At 44.6% G+C, this 15,732-nt stretch carries 16 protein-coding genes; 9 read left to right on the top strand and 7 right to left on the bottom strand.

Annotated elements, in window-relative coordinates; genetic code table 11:
- Positions 1-2 precede the first annotated feature (2 nt).
- The 6 genes from ACXACS_RS04005 to ACXACS_RS03980 all read left to right on the top strand — a co-directional run bounded on the left by ACXACS_RS04005 (position 3) and on the right by ACXACS_RS03980 (position 4,972).
- Positions 3-2,270, top strand: coding sequence for a peptidase domain-containing ABC transporter (locus ACXACS_RS04005; protein ID WP_474804344.1), 2,268 nt, complete (start codon positions 3-5; stop codon positions 2,268-2,270).
- Positions 2,267-2,578: a helix-turn-helix domain-containing protein gene (locus tag ACXACS_RS04000; RefSeq protein ID WP_474804341.1), complete on the top strand. Its 312-nt coding sequence runs from the start codon at positions 2,267-2,269 to the stop codon at positions 2,576-2,578. Before ACXACS_RS04005 ends, ACXACS_RS04000 begins: the two co-directional genes overlap by 4 nt.
- A gap of 47 nt (positions 2,579-2,625) precedes the next feature.
- Positions 2,626-2,916: a hypothetical protein gene (locus tag ACXACS_RS03995; RefSeq protein ID WP_474804338.1), complete on the top strand. Its 291-nt coding sequence runs from the start codon at positions 2,626-2,628 to the stop codon at positions 2,914-2,916.
- 42 nt (positions 2,917-2,958) lie between these two features.
- Positions 2,959-3,957: an ATP-grasp domain-containing protein gene (locus ACXACS_RS03990; protein ID WP_474804336.1), complete on the top strand. Its 999-nt coding sequence runs from the start codon at positions 2,959-2,961 to the stop codon at positions 3,955-3,957.
- A 209-nt stretch (positions 3,958-4,166) separates the two neighbouring features.
- The gene (locus ACXACS_RS03985; protein ID WP_474804333.1) at positions 4,167-4,496 is read left to right on the top strand and encodes a type II toxin-antitoxin system PrlF family antitoxin; all 330 of its coding nucleotides are present in this window, start codon (positions 4,167-4,169) and stop codon (positions 4,494-4,496) included.
- Between the two features lie 20 nt (positions 4,497-4,516).
- Positions 4,517-4,972 carry a type II toxin-antitoxin system YhaV family toxin gene (locus ACXACS_RS03980; RefSeq protein ID WP_474809206.1) on the top strand — a complete coding sequence of 152 codons (456 nt, stop codon included), beginning with the start codon at positions 4,517-4,519 and terminating at the stop codon, positions 4,970-4,972.
- Positions 4,973-5,180: 208 nt separating this feature from the next.
- On the opposite strand, the gene hslU is transcribed toward ACXACS_RS03980, so the two are convergent.
- The 5 genes from hslU to priA all read right to left on the bottom strand — a co-directional run bounded on the left by hslU (position 5,181) and on the right by priA (position 10,992).
- A complete protein-coding gene (gene hslU / locus ACXACS_RS03975; protein ID WP_118491788.1) occupies positions 5,181-6,509 on the bottom strand; it encodes an HslU--HslV peptidase ATPase subunit in 1,329 nt (442 codons plus the stop codon).
- An 82-nt stretch (positions 6,510-6,591) separates the two neighbouring features.
- On the bottom strand, positions 6,592-7,116 hold the full coding sequence (hslV, locus tag ACXACS_RS03970; protein ID WP_474804330.1) for an ATP-dependent protease subunit HslV: 525 nt from the start codon (positions 7,114-7,116) through the stop codon (positions 6,592-6,594).
- 150 nt (positions 7,117-7,266) lie between these two features.
- On the bottom strand, positions 7,267-8,007 hold the full coding sequence (locus ACXACS_RS03965) for a hypothetical protein (RefSeq protein WP_474804327.1): 741 nt from the start codon (positions 8,005-8,007) through the stop codon (positions 7,267-7,269).
- Between the two features lie 72 nt (positions 8,008-8,079).
- Complete coding sequence (locus ACXACS_RS03960; RefSeq protein WP_474804324.1) at positions 8,080-8,670, bottom strand: SPOR domain-containing protein; 591 nt, start codon at positions 8,668-8,670, stop codon at positions 8,080-8,082.
- Positions 8,671-8,802: 132 nt separating this feature from the next.
- Positions 8,803-10,992, bottom strand: a complete 2,190-nt coding sequence (gene priA, locus ACXACS_RS03955; protein WP_474804321.1) for a primosomal protein N' — start codon at positions 10,990-10,992, stop codon at positions 8,803-8,805.
- 452 nt (positions 10,993-11,444) lie between these two features.
- Between priA and rpmE the strand changes: the two genes are divergently transcribed.
- Positions 11,445-11,657, top strand: a complete 213-nt coding sequence (gene rpmE / locus ACXACS_RS03950; protein ID WP_012519872.1) for a 50S ribosomal protein L31 — start codon at positions 11,445-11,447, stop codon at positions 11,655-11,657.
- Positions 11,658-11,831: 174 nt separating this feature from the next.
- Here rpmE and ACXACS_RS03945 read toward each other — a convergent pair whose 3' ends face one another.
- Positions 11,832-12,149, bottom strand: coding sequence for a hypothetical protein (locus tag ACXACS_RS03945; RefSeq protein WP_474804318.1), 318 nt, complete (start codon positions 12,147-12,149; stop codon positions 11,832-11,834).
- A 634-nt stretch (positions 12,150-12,783) separates the two neighbouring features.
- Between ACXACS_RS03945 and ACXACS_RS03940 the strand changes: the two genes are divergently transcribed.
- The gene (locus tag ACXACS_RS03940) at positions 12,784-14,019 is read left to right on the top strand and encodes a malic enzyme-like NAD(P)-binding protein (protein WP_474804316.1); all 1,236 of its coding nucleotides are present in this window, start codon (positions 12,784-12,786) and stop codon (positions 14,017-14,019) included.
- A gap of 162 nt (positions 14,020-14,181) precedes the next feature.
- Here ACXACS_RS03940 and metJ read toward each other — a convergent pair whose 3' ends face one another.
- Positions 14,182-14,514: a met regulon transcriptional regulator MetJ gene (gene metJ, locus ACXACS_RS03935; protein WP_014950979.1), complete on the bottom strand. Its 333-nt coding sequence runs from the start codon at positions 14,512-14,514 to the stop codon at positions 14,182-14,184.
- A 160-nt stretch (positions 14,515-14,674) separates the two neighbouring features.
- On the opposite strand from metJ, the gene metF reads away from it, so the two are divergent.
- A complete protein-coding gene (gene metF, locus ACXACS_RS03930) occupies positions 14,675-15,562 on the top strand; it encodes a methylenetetrahydrofolate reductase (RefSeq protein ID WP_474804313.1) in 888 nt (295 codons plus the stop codon).
- Positions 15,563-15,732: the final 170 nt, after the last annotated feature.

Raw genomic sequence — 15,732 nt, 5'->3', positions numbered from 1 at the left:
TCATGATGAGTTTAACACACCCTCTTTCGGCACAACTGTTTCATACAACAAGCAGGGTACCGGTTATTCTGCAAAGCGAAGCGGCTGAATGCGGACTTGCTTGTATGGCAATGATTGCACAGTACTACTCCGATAAGCGCGACCTTAATACTTTGCGTCAAAGCATATCCGTGTCATTACGAGGAACGACCTTAAAAGACGTAATGCGAATTGCCAGTGACCTGGGCTTTCAAACCCGAGCGGTAAAGATAGAAATGGAGCATCTTGCGCAGTTATCTTGCCCAGCCATTTTGCATTGGGATATGAACCACTTTGTTGTTTTGACAAAAGTGAGAGGGAAGCATATTTTCGTTCATGACCCCGCCCTAGGTAAAAGAAAGCTCAATTTTGAAGAAGCCTCAAAGTACGTTACGGGGATTGCGCTTGAGGTCTCACCAAGTGACACATTTAGCCCCAAAAAGTCTGCGCCTCAACTTGGGCTTACTCAGTTTTTCTCCCGCGCCATTGGCTTTAAACGTAACCTACTAACCCTTTTCGCCTTATCAGTAGTGCTGCAGATTTTTGCCCTTGCTGCACCCTACTACATGCAAACAGTGGTAGACGATGTATTAATCTACAACAACGAAGCTTTGCTCAAAGCTCTCGCTATTGGTTTTGCTCTATTATTAGTTATAGAAACCTTTACAAGCGGTATAAGAAAGTTCGTTATCTTGTCCGTTTCATCCCGCCTACAGCTACAGATGTCTGCATCTGTATTTAAACATCTTTTAGCCCTTCCCTTAGACTATTTTGATAAACGCCATATTGGTGATGTGGTATCCCGCTTTGGTTCACTGGCTAGCATTCGAGAGTTTCTAACCACTGGGGTCGTTACCGCGATGCTAGATGGAATAATGGCAATCGTTACCTTGGCCGTGATGAGTTTATATTCCTTCAAGCTTACTTTAGTGGTCGTGGTGATAATGCTTATCTATCTGGCCATTCGTCTGGGACTTCTACCATTCATTAAAAGGCATACCACTGAGCGCATTGCCCTGGCCGCTACTGAACAGAGCCACTTTATGGAAAGTGTGCGGGCAATTTTACCTATTCGCGTGTATGGGCAAGAGATACAACGCCATGGCCTATGGCAGAACAAGCTAGTTGCAACGCTTAACAAAGACATCACCTTAGGGAAATTTAACATAGGTAGCACACTGGCAAACCAATTTCTATTTGGCGTTGAAAACCTAGTCGTTGTTTATATTGGCGCGAACCTTGTCATGCAAGGTACCCTTTCAATAGGCATGTTACTGGCCTTTATGGCATATAAGACAAGGTTTGTAGGCGCTATCGACGGTATAGTTAATAAGCTTATTGAGCTTAATATGCTAGGCGTTCATTTCAACCGTTTAAGCGATATTTTACTTACACCAGTAGAGCAAAAAACTAAAGTTCAGCCGCTATATAACACTGATCGTTCGCTCGGCGTACAGCATACACATACGCCTAATTGTCCGGCTTTTACCTCAAACTCTCCCCTGTCCAACGAGCCCAAAGCTGACTCGCTGGAAAGGAGCACATTCGACGGTAGCGCTTTAACAGATGCTACCGCGCTTAGGGTGAAGTCACTTAGCTACCGCTATGGGGAAAATAGTGAGTGGGTATTTAAAAACCTAACACTTTCAGTAAAAACCGGTGAAATCGTAGCCATTACAGGTGGCAGCGGCTGTGGGAAAAGCACTTTGCTTAAGTGCTTAATGGGCCTTTATCCAGCTTCACAAGGCAGCATAGAGCACCCTAGTACTGTAAATCCTGTCATCGCTTCTGTGCTTCAAGAGGACGCCTGCTTAAGCGGCACTATAGGCCAAAATATCTGTTGTTTTGAAGAAGCCCCGAACCTCAAGAAGATGGTTTATGTAGCACAACTAGCCTGTATCCATCACGACATTATGCACATGCCTATGCAATATCATTCGCTAGTAGGCGATATGGGTAGCAGTTTGAGCGGTGGGCAAAAGCAGCGCCTGCTTTTAGCAAGAGCACTATATCAAGAGCCTGACATTTTGTTCTTAGACGAAGCGAGCAGCCATCTAGATATGGCCAATGAAGCTCAGATAAATCATCACCTCAAATCCCTGAATATGACCCGAATTATTGTGGCTCACCGCCCCCAATCTATCGCCATGGCAGACAAAGTTTATCGCCTAGAACAAGGCACATTACAACCATGCTCTCCCTCTGAAGTAACAGGAAGCGCAACATCTGGTAAACACGGAGAAACCCTATGAAAAACCATGAAGTAAGAGAACCCGCAGTTTTGATGACAGCTGCTGAGCGCATGCAAATAGATGCAAGTGGCATAACCGCTCGTGGCGCCGTTATTCCCATGGACTGTTTGTCGAAACGTGAGCTACAGGTAGTACACAAAATAATGGAAGGCCGCTCTAACAAAGTGATCGCCTCGGAGCTATTTATCAGCGAGCGAACCGTTAAGTTTCACTGCGCCAACATTTATAAAAAACTCAATATCAGTAGCCGTTCAGCACTTATCGCCTGCTGCTTTCGAACCCTTTACCGAGAAGTGGTTTCGCTTTAAGCGATTTCACTTCTTCACTCAACACGCCACTACAAGGAGCGTACTTTATGAAACACCATCAACTAAATCACAACCAACCAAATCTAAACCCACCAGCAAGCACCGAGCCCGTTGCTTTAGCGGAAGCGCAACTGTTTGAAGTATCCGGCGGTCTACGCGTTCGTTTAAGCGATACCTCACCGGTAGTTGGCCCTGCCCCCAAAGAACCGGTTATATCACCATGGCTATTGGTGAAGGCGGCGGCAAACTACCAGATATTTTGTCATAGCTTTAACCCCCTTAGCGTCAGCATATGGATAGCCAACGTTTACGAACTGTCCATATGTTGCGCTTTTTAAAAACAATACTCTTCACCCATAACCCGCTAGCAAGGAGCGCGAATGCACGTTGCACTTTTAGGAAGTGAGCAAGACCCACAAATTCAACACGTAGCGAAGGCGCTTAGTCAAACAGCTACCCCTTTTTATATCGCTAATACGCAACAGTTCGGTTCAGCTTGGAGTATTAGCTATGACCCTGATTTTGACGACGGATTAGTCCATTTCAATTCACCGACACTATGTGACCAACCCAGAGTGACTTTTTCGAACACCAAAGCGGCCTACTGGCATGAATACTTGCCGAGAGCTTCGTTGACAGCATCAGGTGAGAATAATCGACCCAATCACGCTGTGAATAATCAGATTAAGACAGAAGAGCTTAACAATAAGCCACCTAAACTGTTAGCTGATGCAACTTGGACCGAGCAAGAACGGGCGAGTACATTACTATGTTGGTTCAGCTATAGCGACATCAAATGGGTGAATTCTATTGACGCAGTGAGAAGCCACCAATGTAAGCCTTATCAATCACGGGTTGCAGGCAAGTTGGGTGCACACATACCCTACACCTTCGTAGGCAATGCCCCCGAAGTCGCCTCTCAGTTTTGCAACAACATGCGTGATGTTGTTTATAAGCCCGTGCGCGGCGGTCGCACGGTACAATTTGTAAATAAACAACCTAATATGCGCCCGCTCCTAAATACACTTTTAAATCAGCGCCCTGTGACCTTCCAAAAATACATTGCCGGCGAAAATGTACGTAGCTATGTACTAGGGGATGATGTGCTAAGCGTACAAATCGACTCAAGCGAACTGGATTATAGAAACGACGACAATGCCAGCGTATCTATGACTATTATCCCAAAAGAGATTCAGCGTCTGGCCATTAAAATTTGCCGAGCATTAGACATGCATTGGTGCGCAATCGACTGGCGCAGATGTGCGAAGGGAAAGTACTTTTTTCTAGAGGCAAATCCCAGCCCCTACTTTTTAAAAGTAGAAAATGATACCGGTCTAGATATAACAGATAAATTGGTGACACTGCTTTTTAAATATTAGCGTTAGATTATTTTTAAGTGCCTAACGCTTTCCGGTTAGGTCAGGCTATAAAAGTCAAAGAGCTTAGGTGGGAGTACATTATGCACTTCGTCTATACATTAGTAGCCGAAATATTTTATGACCTAATGCAGCAAGGTAATGCATTTGCATTACCTTTAATGCCGTACTAAAATTTGGAGTAACCTAGTTTATATATTTTAGAGGTTGTTATGACACGCGCTGCTTTAGAAACTGAATCAACACTTACTGAACGATTCCAAACTACAGTACCTAGTTCTGTTCGTCAGGCATTACGTTTAAGTAAAAAAGACAAAATTAAGTATGCCATTCAAGCTGACGGTAGCGTAGTTATATCGCGTGCAGAAACACAACAAAACGACCCTGTAATTGGCGAGTTTTTGACGTTTATAGCTCGTGATATCCAGGCTCACCCAGAGAAGCTAGAACCGTTATCTACGAGCATGCGTGAGAGCGTTAGTGAATTGATTCAAGGTGTCGAAGTTGACCTAGACGCTCCTTTATTGGATGAGGATGAGTAAGTTTGCAAAAAGCGATACCAATGGTCGTAAACGGTTGGACACTTTATGCTCATCCATTATTTAAAGAGCAGTATCTCAGTCTTAAAGGGGAGGTTGAAACTCTACGGGAAAAAGATCCGCAAAATTACAAAAAGAAAAATGTTACTAAGCGTTTAGCGGCTATCCAAAGACTGGCCTTTGAACTCATCCCCCATGATCCTACTCACGCAAGTTTCCGCCAAGGAAATACATTGGGCGATGACAATAAGCACTGGTTTAGAGCAAAGTTTTTTCAACAGTATAGACTGTTTTTTCGATTCCACCTTGAGTCAAAGGTTATTGTATATGCATGGGTAAATGACGAGAAAAACAAACGAGCTTATGGAAGTAAAACAGATGCTTATAAAGTTTTTGAAAAGATGGTGAAGTCTGGTCACCCACCAAAAGAATGGGCGGATCTTTTAAAAGCAGCCAAAGATGAATTACTCCCTCTTTAAACCGCCTGCTTATTTTCCTTTAGCTAAGAAGCTCATAGTTATTTATAGGTTAGAAATATATAGGCACGCGGGCATTCCCCACCGATGGCACTCTTCAATATAAAATTTCTGATTTACAAATTGTCGACTTGGTTAGCCAAAAAATTATGAAGCCTCCCCTTTAATTGGATAAACCAACTACAGGAAGAGGCCTCTATTTAGCATTTATTTAAAGGATGAAACGCGACAGGTCTTCGTTATCTACCAAGGTTTCTAGGTGGCTATTAACGTAGTCTGCATCAATCACGAACGACTCACCACTTTTCTCTGAAGCATCAAACGAGATATCTTCCATAAGGCGCTCAAGCACTGTATGCAAGCGACGCGCGCCAATATTTTCAGTGCGCTCATTCACCTGCCACGCTGCCTCGGCTATACGCTGAATGCCAGAATCGTCGAAACTGATATCAACTCCTTCCGTTTTCATTAACGCAACATACTGCTGAGTTAATGATGCGTTTGGCTCGGTAAGAATACGTTTAAAGTCGCCCACTTTCAGCGCAGCAAGCTCAACACGAATTGGTAGTCGACCCTGAAGCTCTGGGATAAGATCCGACGGCTTGCTCATTTGGAATGCACCTGAAGCAATAAACAAGATATGGTCGGTTTTAACCATGCCGTGTTTTGTCGACACCGTAGAACCTTCTACAAGTGGAAGCAGGTCACGCTGCACGCCTTCTCGAGAGACATCGCCTGACGTATTGCCTTCACGCTTACAAATTTTGTCGATTTCGTCTACGAACACAATACCGTGCTGCTCTACTGACTCGATGGCTTTTTCTTTCAAATCTTCTTGATTTACAAGGCGTGCTGCCTCTTCTTCAATAAGCAGTTTGAACGCTTCTTTAATTTTCAGCTTCTTCTTTTTCTTTTGCGAACCCGACAAGTTTTGGAACATGCCTTGAAGCTGATTAGTCATTTCTTCCATACCAGGAGGCGCCATGATTTCTACGCCCATCTGTGGAAGTGCTACGTCAATTTCAATTTCTTTGTCGTCTAAATCGCCCTGACGTAGCTTCTTGCGAAATGCTTGGCGTGTGCCGCGATCTTCAACGTCTTCTTTGTTGCCCCACGCATCTTCTGGAGGAGGAAGTAAAACATCTAAAATGCGCTCTTCCGCTGCTTCTTCCGCGCGGAATTTCACTTTCTTCATTTCGTTTTCTTTCGTCATTTTTACCGCAATGTCGGCAAGATCACGAATGATGGTCTCAACTTCTTTACCCACATAGCCCACTTCGGTGAACTTTGTCGCCTCAACTTTAATGAAAGGTGCGTTAGCAAGCTTTGCTAAACGGCGAGCAATTTCAGTTTTACCCACCCCCGTTGGACCAATCATCAAAATATTTTTTGGGGTAACTTCTTGGCGCAGCTCAGGCTCAAGCTGCATACGACGCCAGCGGTTTCTAAGTGCAATAGATACAGCGCGCTTGGCATCTTGTTGACCGATAATGTGTCGGTCTAACTCGTGAACAATTTCTCTTGGTGTCATCTCAGACATGAATAAACCCTTTTCTAACAATACTTGTTGTACTTGCTACGCAAACGAGCGACAACAAGCCAATAACAGCGTTCGCTATTACTTAGTAATCTAGTACATCAACCGTTTGGCTATGGTTAGTGAATACGCAAATATCACCGGCAATGGTCAGCGATTTTTCAGCAATTTCTTTTGCGCTTAGCTCGGTATTAGCTAAAAGTGCGGTAGCAGCCGCTTGTGCGTAGTTACCGCCAGAACCAATAGCGATAAGATCTTGCTCTGGCTGCACTACATCCCCGTTACCGGTAATGATAAATGACGCGGTTTCGTCGGCTACAGCAAGCAGGGCTTCAAGTTTGCGTAACGCCCTGTCGGTCCGCCAGTCTTTGGCAAGTTCAACCGCCGCCTTGGTTAAATGACCTTGATGCGCTTCAAGCTTAGCTTCAAAACGCTCAAATAGCGTAAATGCGTCGGCCGTGCCGCCCGCAAAGCCCGCTAGAATTTTGTCGTGGTACAAACGGCGCACCTTGCGCGCATTCCCTTTCATTACGGTGTTGCCCAGTGATACCTGTCCGTCACCGGCCATTACCACTTGATTCCCACGTCGTACAGATACAATCGTTGTCACGTTAATTCCCCGTTTAGCTGGGCGCTGCTGCGTTTTTCATCTAACAAAGGCAGCAGCGTTCAAATTCAATAACAATTAAGTGGGGGAAGGCATTTTAATTTCAAGGGTAAGACAAAAGAATGTGCCCTCAGAGGTGCTTGCTATATGGGCTTAGCGAAATCGATAGCCTTCAATGTCAAAACCTAAGCCACTTTCATAACCTTTTACATACACCCACCCTTTGTTCGGTAAGCGTTTGTGCTCGCTTTCCCCTAAGCATAAGCGCCCATCGGACAAAGTCCCGCTCTCTTTTAGCAAAAGGGGATGTCGACAGCGCTTAGAGCCACTTCCTTTTTCATAAGCAAATTTTCGTTCTATCTCTTGTTTGTCGGACGCTAAATGAATTGTGTAGGGCAATGCCACATCAACAAAACTAAAACATAAGAAAAAGGCTAATAGCGGCATACCAAATAACGTCATTTTCCCACGCAAATCTTTAGTCACAAACTGTGCGTGTCGCTTATCAACGAAAATAGTGAGGTAATAAAAGGCGCTATAAACAACAGTGAGAAGAGCAATGGCCCAATTCGAATTGTCTAGCCAAGCATTGATCACGATAAAATTGGTGAAAACCGTTACAAACAAAGCGCCGATAAGTACCAAAAAGGTAATGTTCGATATGCGTGTGATCAGGTGTAGTTCAGACCATTTGGGTCGAGAAATGTGATCGTCTTGAAGGGCGCTATCCGCATCATCATCAAATGGCAGCGTAGCTCGCCTAGAATCGAGCTCGTTCTTCGCTGCCTGATAGCGCTCTGGAAAGGCCTGCTTATCGATATTTTCCAGAACGTCTTCAAGCTCTTCTATGCTATAAGCGGCGTAATCTGGTTGTTCGGTGATGGCAAAACCCATTGATACTTCCTTGTAAATACATACTTCCGCTACGCGCTATGCAGCGCATTAAGTGTCACCTACAATGAACTGCTACAAATTCCAGTACCAAATTTGGCATGTGGCAATGTTCACTTTACGCAGACTATGCTTGGCTTTTTCCGCATCGCGCTTAGATTCATATGGGCCAAGAATAACGCGGAACCAATCGCCATTGCTGCCGGTGCTGTGTCTGATAAGAGCTTCTAAACCCTGAAATGCAATTTTAGCTTTCATCTCTTCAGCTTGGGCGCGGGTTCTAAATGAGGCGCACTGCATAAGATAGCGTTTGTCAGACTTTTCCTGCTCTCTTACTTCAACTTCTACTTCATACCCTGGCAGGGTCTTAATGTACTCCCACTCTTCTTCAGGCAGCTCAGGTAAAGACTCTTCTGTCGGGGCAACAGGTCGTGAAGCTTGAGTATCTACGTCGTCTTCTACATTGTCTTTTATCGACCATAAAAATACACCGAAGCCAATCACTAAAGCGAAAATGCCTATAAGACGCACGATAGGAAGCTTCCCAGAAACTGGGGCGTTAGCTTGTGCGTTTGATCGCGTATTTGTGGCCGGCTTTCTGCCTTTACCAGCGGGCTTCTTTTTTTGAGGGGAGCGTCCACGAGAGACATAATCGCGTTGAGCCATAGTCGGCAATATTCCTACTTGTTATCGTTGTTTGTATGCGTAAGAAAACGTCATATACCAAGTCTATTAGAAGGGCTGGTGTTTCAGCCTCTTCAATCTTGTTAAAATTTTAACGTATTGCTACCCAACAAGCTAACTGAAATCGGTAGGATCGATATCTATCGACCACCTTACCTTCATAGCCTGTGGTAACGCCTGTAAAAATGGCAGCGCCAAACGCAGCGCGTTATGAAGCGGCGCACGCTTTTCATGGCTGCATACCAGCATAAACCGAAACCGGCCTTGCCGCTTTTCAATTAAACAAGGAAACGGTCCGTTTATATCAATGGCGTGTTGTTGATTAAACACCTGCTTACTTTCCTGTAGGAAGCGATAAGCCAAACTGCTATCGGTAGCCTCTGCGCGAATAACAAACTGGCTAATAAAAGGGGGTAACCCTGCTGCCTTACGCTCCATTAAAGCGTGTCGCGCGAAATGCCCATAGCCATTGTGCACTAAATCTTGTAGCAAAGGGTGATGAGGATTGTGGGTTTGAAGCCACATTTCACCAGGTTTGCTGGCGCGTCCGGCTCTTCCAGCAAGCTGAGTAACAAGCTGAGCGAGCTTTTCTGGCGCTCTAAAATCGGCACTAAAAAGGGCACCATCACAATCTAGCACAGCAACTAATGTTACATGAGGGAAATGGTGACCTTTTGACAGTATCTGTGTACCTACCAGCAGCTGGTACTCTTGGCGATTAATAGCATCAAGGGTTTGGTGAAGCTTGTCTTTACCCCGCACAGTATCGCTGTCTATTCTTACCTGTTTAACGCCGGGAAATAAGCTTGCTAGCCCTTGCTCCACTTGCTCGGTCCCCGTACCTGCCGTAACTAATTCATTGTGATGGCAAGCCTCGCAGTTTGAAGGCATTGAACGCATACCGCCGCAGTGATGACACTGTAAACGGTTTTGCGCTTTATGTACGGTATAAGGTCGGTCACAGCGCTTACACATTACGGTCTCACCACAGTGATGGCACAGCAGCGCTGGCGCATAACCTCTTCGATTTACAAACACCAAAACTTGATTCCCCGCACTAATATGCTGGCGCATTATCGTTAGCAGGCCTTGTGAAATGCCGTAATGAATAGGTTGGTCGCGCGCGTCCAACACATGCTGATGGGTGCTTTTCGCACCTCCCGCTCGCTTGGTTAATTGCAAATGGGCATAGCGACCGCTTAACGCATTATTAAGTGTTTCAAGCGCGGGCGTGGCGCTGCCAAGTAAAAGAGGAATCTTATGCTGCTTGGCACGCATGGCAGCTAAATCACGAGCGTTGTAGCGCAGCCCATCCTGCTGCTTAAACGACTCGTCGTGCTCTTCATCCACAATCAACATGCCGGGGTTATGCAGCGGCGTGAAAATAGCCGAACGAGTACCAATGATAATGCCGAGTTCACCGGCTTTTGCACGCTGCCAAACATGTAAACGTTCTTTATCAGAAATCTGAGAATGCAAAACGCCCACCGCAATGCCAAAGCGCTTCTCAAAACGAGACACCGTCTGAGGTGTAAGCCCAATTTCTGGCACCAAGATTAGCACCTGTTTACCTTCACGCAGTAAGGGTTCAATGGCCTGAAGATAGACTTCCGTTTTACCGCTACCGGTAACCCCTTCAAGCAAACTTACCGCGAAGCTGCCTTGCTGACGATTAAGCGCAGCAATGGCAACTGACTGTTCAGTGTCTGGAATTGGCTTTTCAGAAAGCGATAACGAGGAAAGCCAACTGCCTGGCTTAAATTCAGGTGCGACTTCTTCTATACTGGCCAGTGACTTATCGACCAACGCTTTGACCGCAGGTGCACCATACTGTTTTCGTGCTTGCGACGCTAATAACGCTCCGCCAGCCAGTGCAGCAAAGCAAGCTTGTTGCTTAGGCGCCCGCGATAACGTGTCTGCAGCCGTTTGCATACCTTCTTCGGTAAGCATTAACATGTCTTGTGGTGTGGGCGCGGCCGACTCGCCCTTGCGTAATAAAACAGGCAACATGGCGTGCAGTACTTCACCCGGCGCATGGTGATAATACTGCCACAGCCACTGTGCCATTTTCAGCAACACATCATCTATAATGGGGCTATCGTCAAGTACCGACTCGATAGCTTTTAACTTGTCGACGTTGTCAATTTCACTTTCAGGTTTTTGGAGGGTTTCAACGACCACACCCACCAGTTTGCGGGGGCCAAAAGGCACAACCGCTCTTACACCCGCACTGAGTGCGTTGTCGTGGGTATATGTGAAAAGTTGGCGCAGTGGCACTGGCACGGCAACTTGGATAAAGGCCATTGCGAACGTTCTACCTTACTTGATGGCTGTTACAGCGCGTAATGCGCTTACTAAGCTTCTTATATTGAAACTAATAATACTGAAGCTACTTGCAGACCCATATATTACAGCAGTTTGCGCTGCTAACAGTTAGCTACACATTTTGCTATAGCGCACAATTTTACTATTGACGCTAATGGGCCTAGCCTTGAAAGACAAATATTTAAACATACTTTACGTTAAAGCATAAAAGGAATGTTTTTTGTTTAGCTCTCTTGGGTAGCCTTCTTGCCAAGCTGCTTTGTTTAACAATTGGGCAAAAACCACTTGATCATGCCACATCCATCCTATATTATGCGCCGCTCTTTTTGCGATGGGTTGTTCTTTGAACGACTTATCATTTGAACTAAGTAACGTATGGTGTGCGACTTCGGGTTGTATAGCGATACGGCCTTATTATTTGAGGTAACCCAATGAAACAAGATATCCACCCTAAATACGAAGAAATCACAGCTACTTGCTCATGTGGTAACGTAATGAAGATTCGTTCTACGCTTGGTAAAGATATTAACCTAGACGTATGTTCTTCATGTCACCCATTCTACACTGGTAAGCAACGTAACGTTGATACTGGTGGTCGTGTTGATCGCTTCAAGAAGCGTTTCGGTGCATTGGGCAAAAAGTAAGCCTGATATCGAGTTCGAAAAAAGCGCCTTCATGGCGCTTTTTTATTGTCCAGAGATAACTATTCACGTTAGTAAACTAACATTGAATAGCTTCCACTTATGCAAGCGCCTCTAATCAAAGCTAATTGATCATATCAATATCGCTTACACTTGAGATCAAAACACTCATTATAATTAATGAAGTTTTTCGACTCCTGACAAGTGTTTATCCCAGTCCCCTCTACTTTGTTTTTCACACGCTTCCTCACTGTCGAAATAAATTCCAGCTGGAATAGACTTTATCGATTCTAGGGCTATATTCACCTGGTTTATGAAGTCCATATCCCAACCGTTAATCAATGCTTGCTGCTTCTCTTGCTCCGTATTAAATACGGCAATAACTTTCGGCGCTTTCCAAGGTCCTAAATGCGTAAGCCATACGAATCCATTATCGTCAGATTTTACGTTTTCACACACATCTGTTAGCACTGCGATTAGTTTTTTCTCTGTCATATTCTTTGTCTTCAAAACGAGTTTGAGAGGCCATTTATCGTATTTTATCAGAAAAACAATAGTGAAAATAAAGAGGTCTATCTTTGTGAAATATTATCCAATACTGTTTTTTCGAATATAAATCGATAAGCATCTTAGCCATCTTAGCACCCGCGCCTATAATACACCTTCAAAATGAAATGAGACTTCAAAATAGATTTTATGAATGACAATTATAGACTTATTTTACTGGTCTAATTAGTATGCCTACCCTACATTGGTAATTGAGAATTCTGATCAGATATGTACACAGTGATTGGCTGTGTTAGAGTTGCGATCGGCACCTTGATAGTGAGCATTAATTTTATGAATAATGCTTAACTGCTAAGGCTTGTGGCGCTTTTGGATATAAATTCAGGTCTAAATGTTAGACCTATATCAACAGCGATATGTTAGGGAAATCAGGAAGAGTTAACGCTAGGTCTGCAGTTTCCAACGTACCACACTAGTGCTAACAACTATTTATAATAACTTTTGTCATTAGTTAGTTGTAACGCGCTTATGTTTATCTATCTATAACTACAACGATAATAAAATAGCTACAGAGCGTGAACAAAAATACCGATGAACCCTACATCTAAGGATACCTTTTTACATGTCAGATTTTAGACAACGCGCACTCGACTATCACGCCAAACCCACACCTGGAAAAATTCGCGTAGAGCTATCTAAGCCAGCCGATAGCGTCGACGACCTTGCTCTTGCCTACAGCCCGGGCGTTGCCGAGCCGGTGAGAGAAATCGCCGAGGATGCAGATAACGCTTACAAGTATACGGGCAAAGGTAACTTGGTCGCTGTTATCAGTAACGGAACTGCGATTTTAGGCTTAGGTAATTTAGGCCCATTAGCTTCAAAGCCAGTAATGGAAGGTAAAGCTCTTCTGTTTAAACGCTTTGCTGGTCTAGATGCCATTGATATTGAAGTAAAGCATCGTACGACCGAAGAGTTCATTAATACTGTAGCCAATATTGCTGATACGTTTGGTGGTATTAACCTAGAAGATATCAAAGCGCCGGAGTGCTTTGAAATTGAGCAAGAACTCATTAAGCGCTGTAAAATCCCAGTATTCCATGATGATCAACACGGTACCGCTATTGTAACCGCCGCAGGTATGCTTAACGCTTTAGAAATTCAGGGCAAAAATATAGAGAACGCTAAAATTGTTTGCATGGGTGCCGGAGCAGCAGCGGTTGCCTGTATGGAGCTACTGATTAAGTGTGGTGCCCAGCGTGAGCGTATCTACATGTTAGATAGAAAAGGCGTTATCCACACTCGTCGTGAAGATTTAACTGAGCACAAGAAGCTGTTTGCTAACAATACTGATAAGCGCACCCTTGAAGATGTAATGGAAGGCGCAGATATCTTTGTTGGCGTATCAGGCCCTGATGTTTTACCGCCAGAAGCGCTTTCTTTGATGGCTGAAAACCCAATTGTATTTGCATGTTCTAACCCAGATCCTGAGATAAAGCCTGAACTTGCTCACGAAGTGCGTAAAGACCTGATTATGGCTACTGGCCGCTCAGACTATCCTAATCAGGTAAACAATGTGCTGTGCTTTCCGTTTATTTTCCGCGGTGCTTTAGATGTTCGCGCTACAGCCATTAATGATGAGATGAAAGTAGCGGCAGTAGAAGCTCTTCGTGCTATTACGAAAGAACCTGTACCACAGGAAGTATTGGCAGCGAGTAAAAGCGATAGTCTGACATTTGGTAAGGAGTATATTATTCCTAAACCTATGGACCCACGTCTGTGCGAGCGTATAGCTACCGCCGTATCTAAGGCGGCTATTGAGTCTGGTGTTGCACGAGTACCTGAAAGCCCAGAAGAATAAAGTTCTGGCGCACAAGGCTTAAAATGTTTGGGTTAACGCTCAACCAATATTTGCTAAAAAGTGCGCTTAAAGAATACAAGTACATAAAAAACGGCGCTGTGTTGTAGGCTATCAACTAGCAAAGCCTTACAACACAGCGCCGTTTCTCTTTAATGCTAGATATCAGTCGTCTTCAGACACATCATTTTCGAAGCTTGGATCAATGCCCATTTCTTCCATAATGCGCCTAGCTTCAGCCGGCACGCGATTAGGATTGTCTTTACGCAGGTCATCGTCGTTAGGCAAAGGTTGCCCGGTAAACGCGTGTAAAAAAGCTTCGCACAACAGTTCCGAATTAGTGGCGTGACGCAAATTATTGATTTGGCGGCGGGTACGCTCATCAGTAAGTGCTTTAAGCACGTTAATAGGTATAGAGACAGTGACTTTCTTTACCTGTTCGCTCTTTTTCCCATGCTCTGCGTAGGGGTGAATATATTTACCGTTCCATTCCGCCATTGTACTAACTCGGTCTACTCTTTTTATATTATGAAGAGAAATTCTAAACAAGTTCACGAAAAGGTCAATTGAGCAGTGTAAACTTCTTGACGTCTAGACATATATTCTTTAATTTAGACGTCTAAACGTCTATAAGATAACATTTTTGAGAGTATAAACCATGGTTTCTTACGCACAAGGTATCGATGCATTAAACCAGTCCCTGTCGGAACTGCGTGATATTGATGTATCTTTTGAATTCTTTCCGCCTAAAACGGAAGCCATGGAGCAAACCCTGTGGAAGTCGGTTGAGCGCCTAGCACCGTTAAAGCCCAGCTACATGTCAGTTACTTACGGCGCCAATAGCGGTGAGCGTGACAGAACCCACGATGTGGTAAAACGGATTCAACAGCAAACTGGTGTGGCGGCAGTTCCTCACTTAACCTGTGTTGACGCTAGTCGCGATGAGCTTACACAAATTGCAAAAGACTACTGGGATTCTGGTATTCGCCGTATTGTCGCCCTACGTGGCGACCTGCCCAAAGGGGTAGACAAAACAGAGATGTATGCCTCTGACTTAGTTGCCTTACTAAAAGACGTTGCCGATTTTGACATTTCAGTTGCCGCCTACCCGGAAAAACACCCTGAAGCGCCAAATGCGCAGTTCGACTTGCTAAACCTTAAACGCAAAGCAGAAGCTGGCGCTTCCGAAGCGATAACCCAGTTTTTTTTCGACACCAGTGTTTACCTGCGATTTAGAGACCGTGCAGCCGCCGCAGGTGTAGACTTAGACATAGTTCCAGGCATTTTACCTGTGACTAACTACCAAACGTTAGTAAGATTTGCTGGCTTTACAGACGTGCACGTTCCGGGCTGGTTACATAAAATGTTCGACGGTCTTGATGCAGATGATCAAGCCACTCGTAACCTAATAGGCGCTAACATTGCCATGGACCAAGTGAAAGTTCTTGCAAAAGAAGGGGTGAAGCACTTCCACTTTTATACCTTAAATCGCAGTGAGTTAAGCTATGCTATCTGCCACATGCTAGGTGTACGCTCCGGCGACTGATTTCGTATAGCGTTAACAAAGTTATACAGTTAGATGACTAAAGGCGCATTCATGCGCCTTTGTTGTATAAAGATTGCATTAACCTTTTGCCACTGACGCCTACGCCAGTTACCATTTGCTGCAATATGAATTGAACTATTGATACCGTAAGGTCTCCCATCAAAAGATCA

It is taken from the genome of Alteromonas sp. AWM4_230, assembly GCF_056158305.1.
The sequence above is the reverse complement of the archived record's forward strand: the minus strand, read 5'-3'. Positions and strand labels throughout refer to the sequence as shown.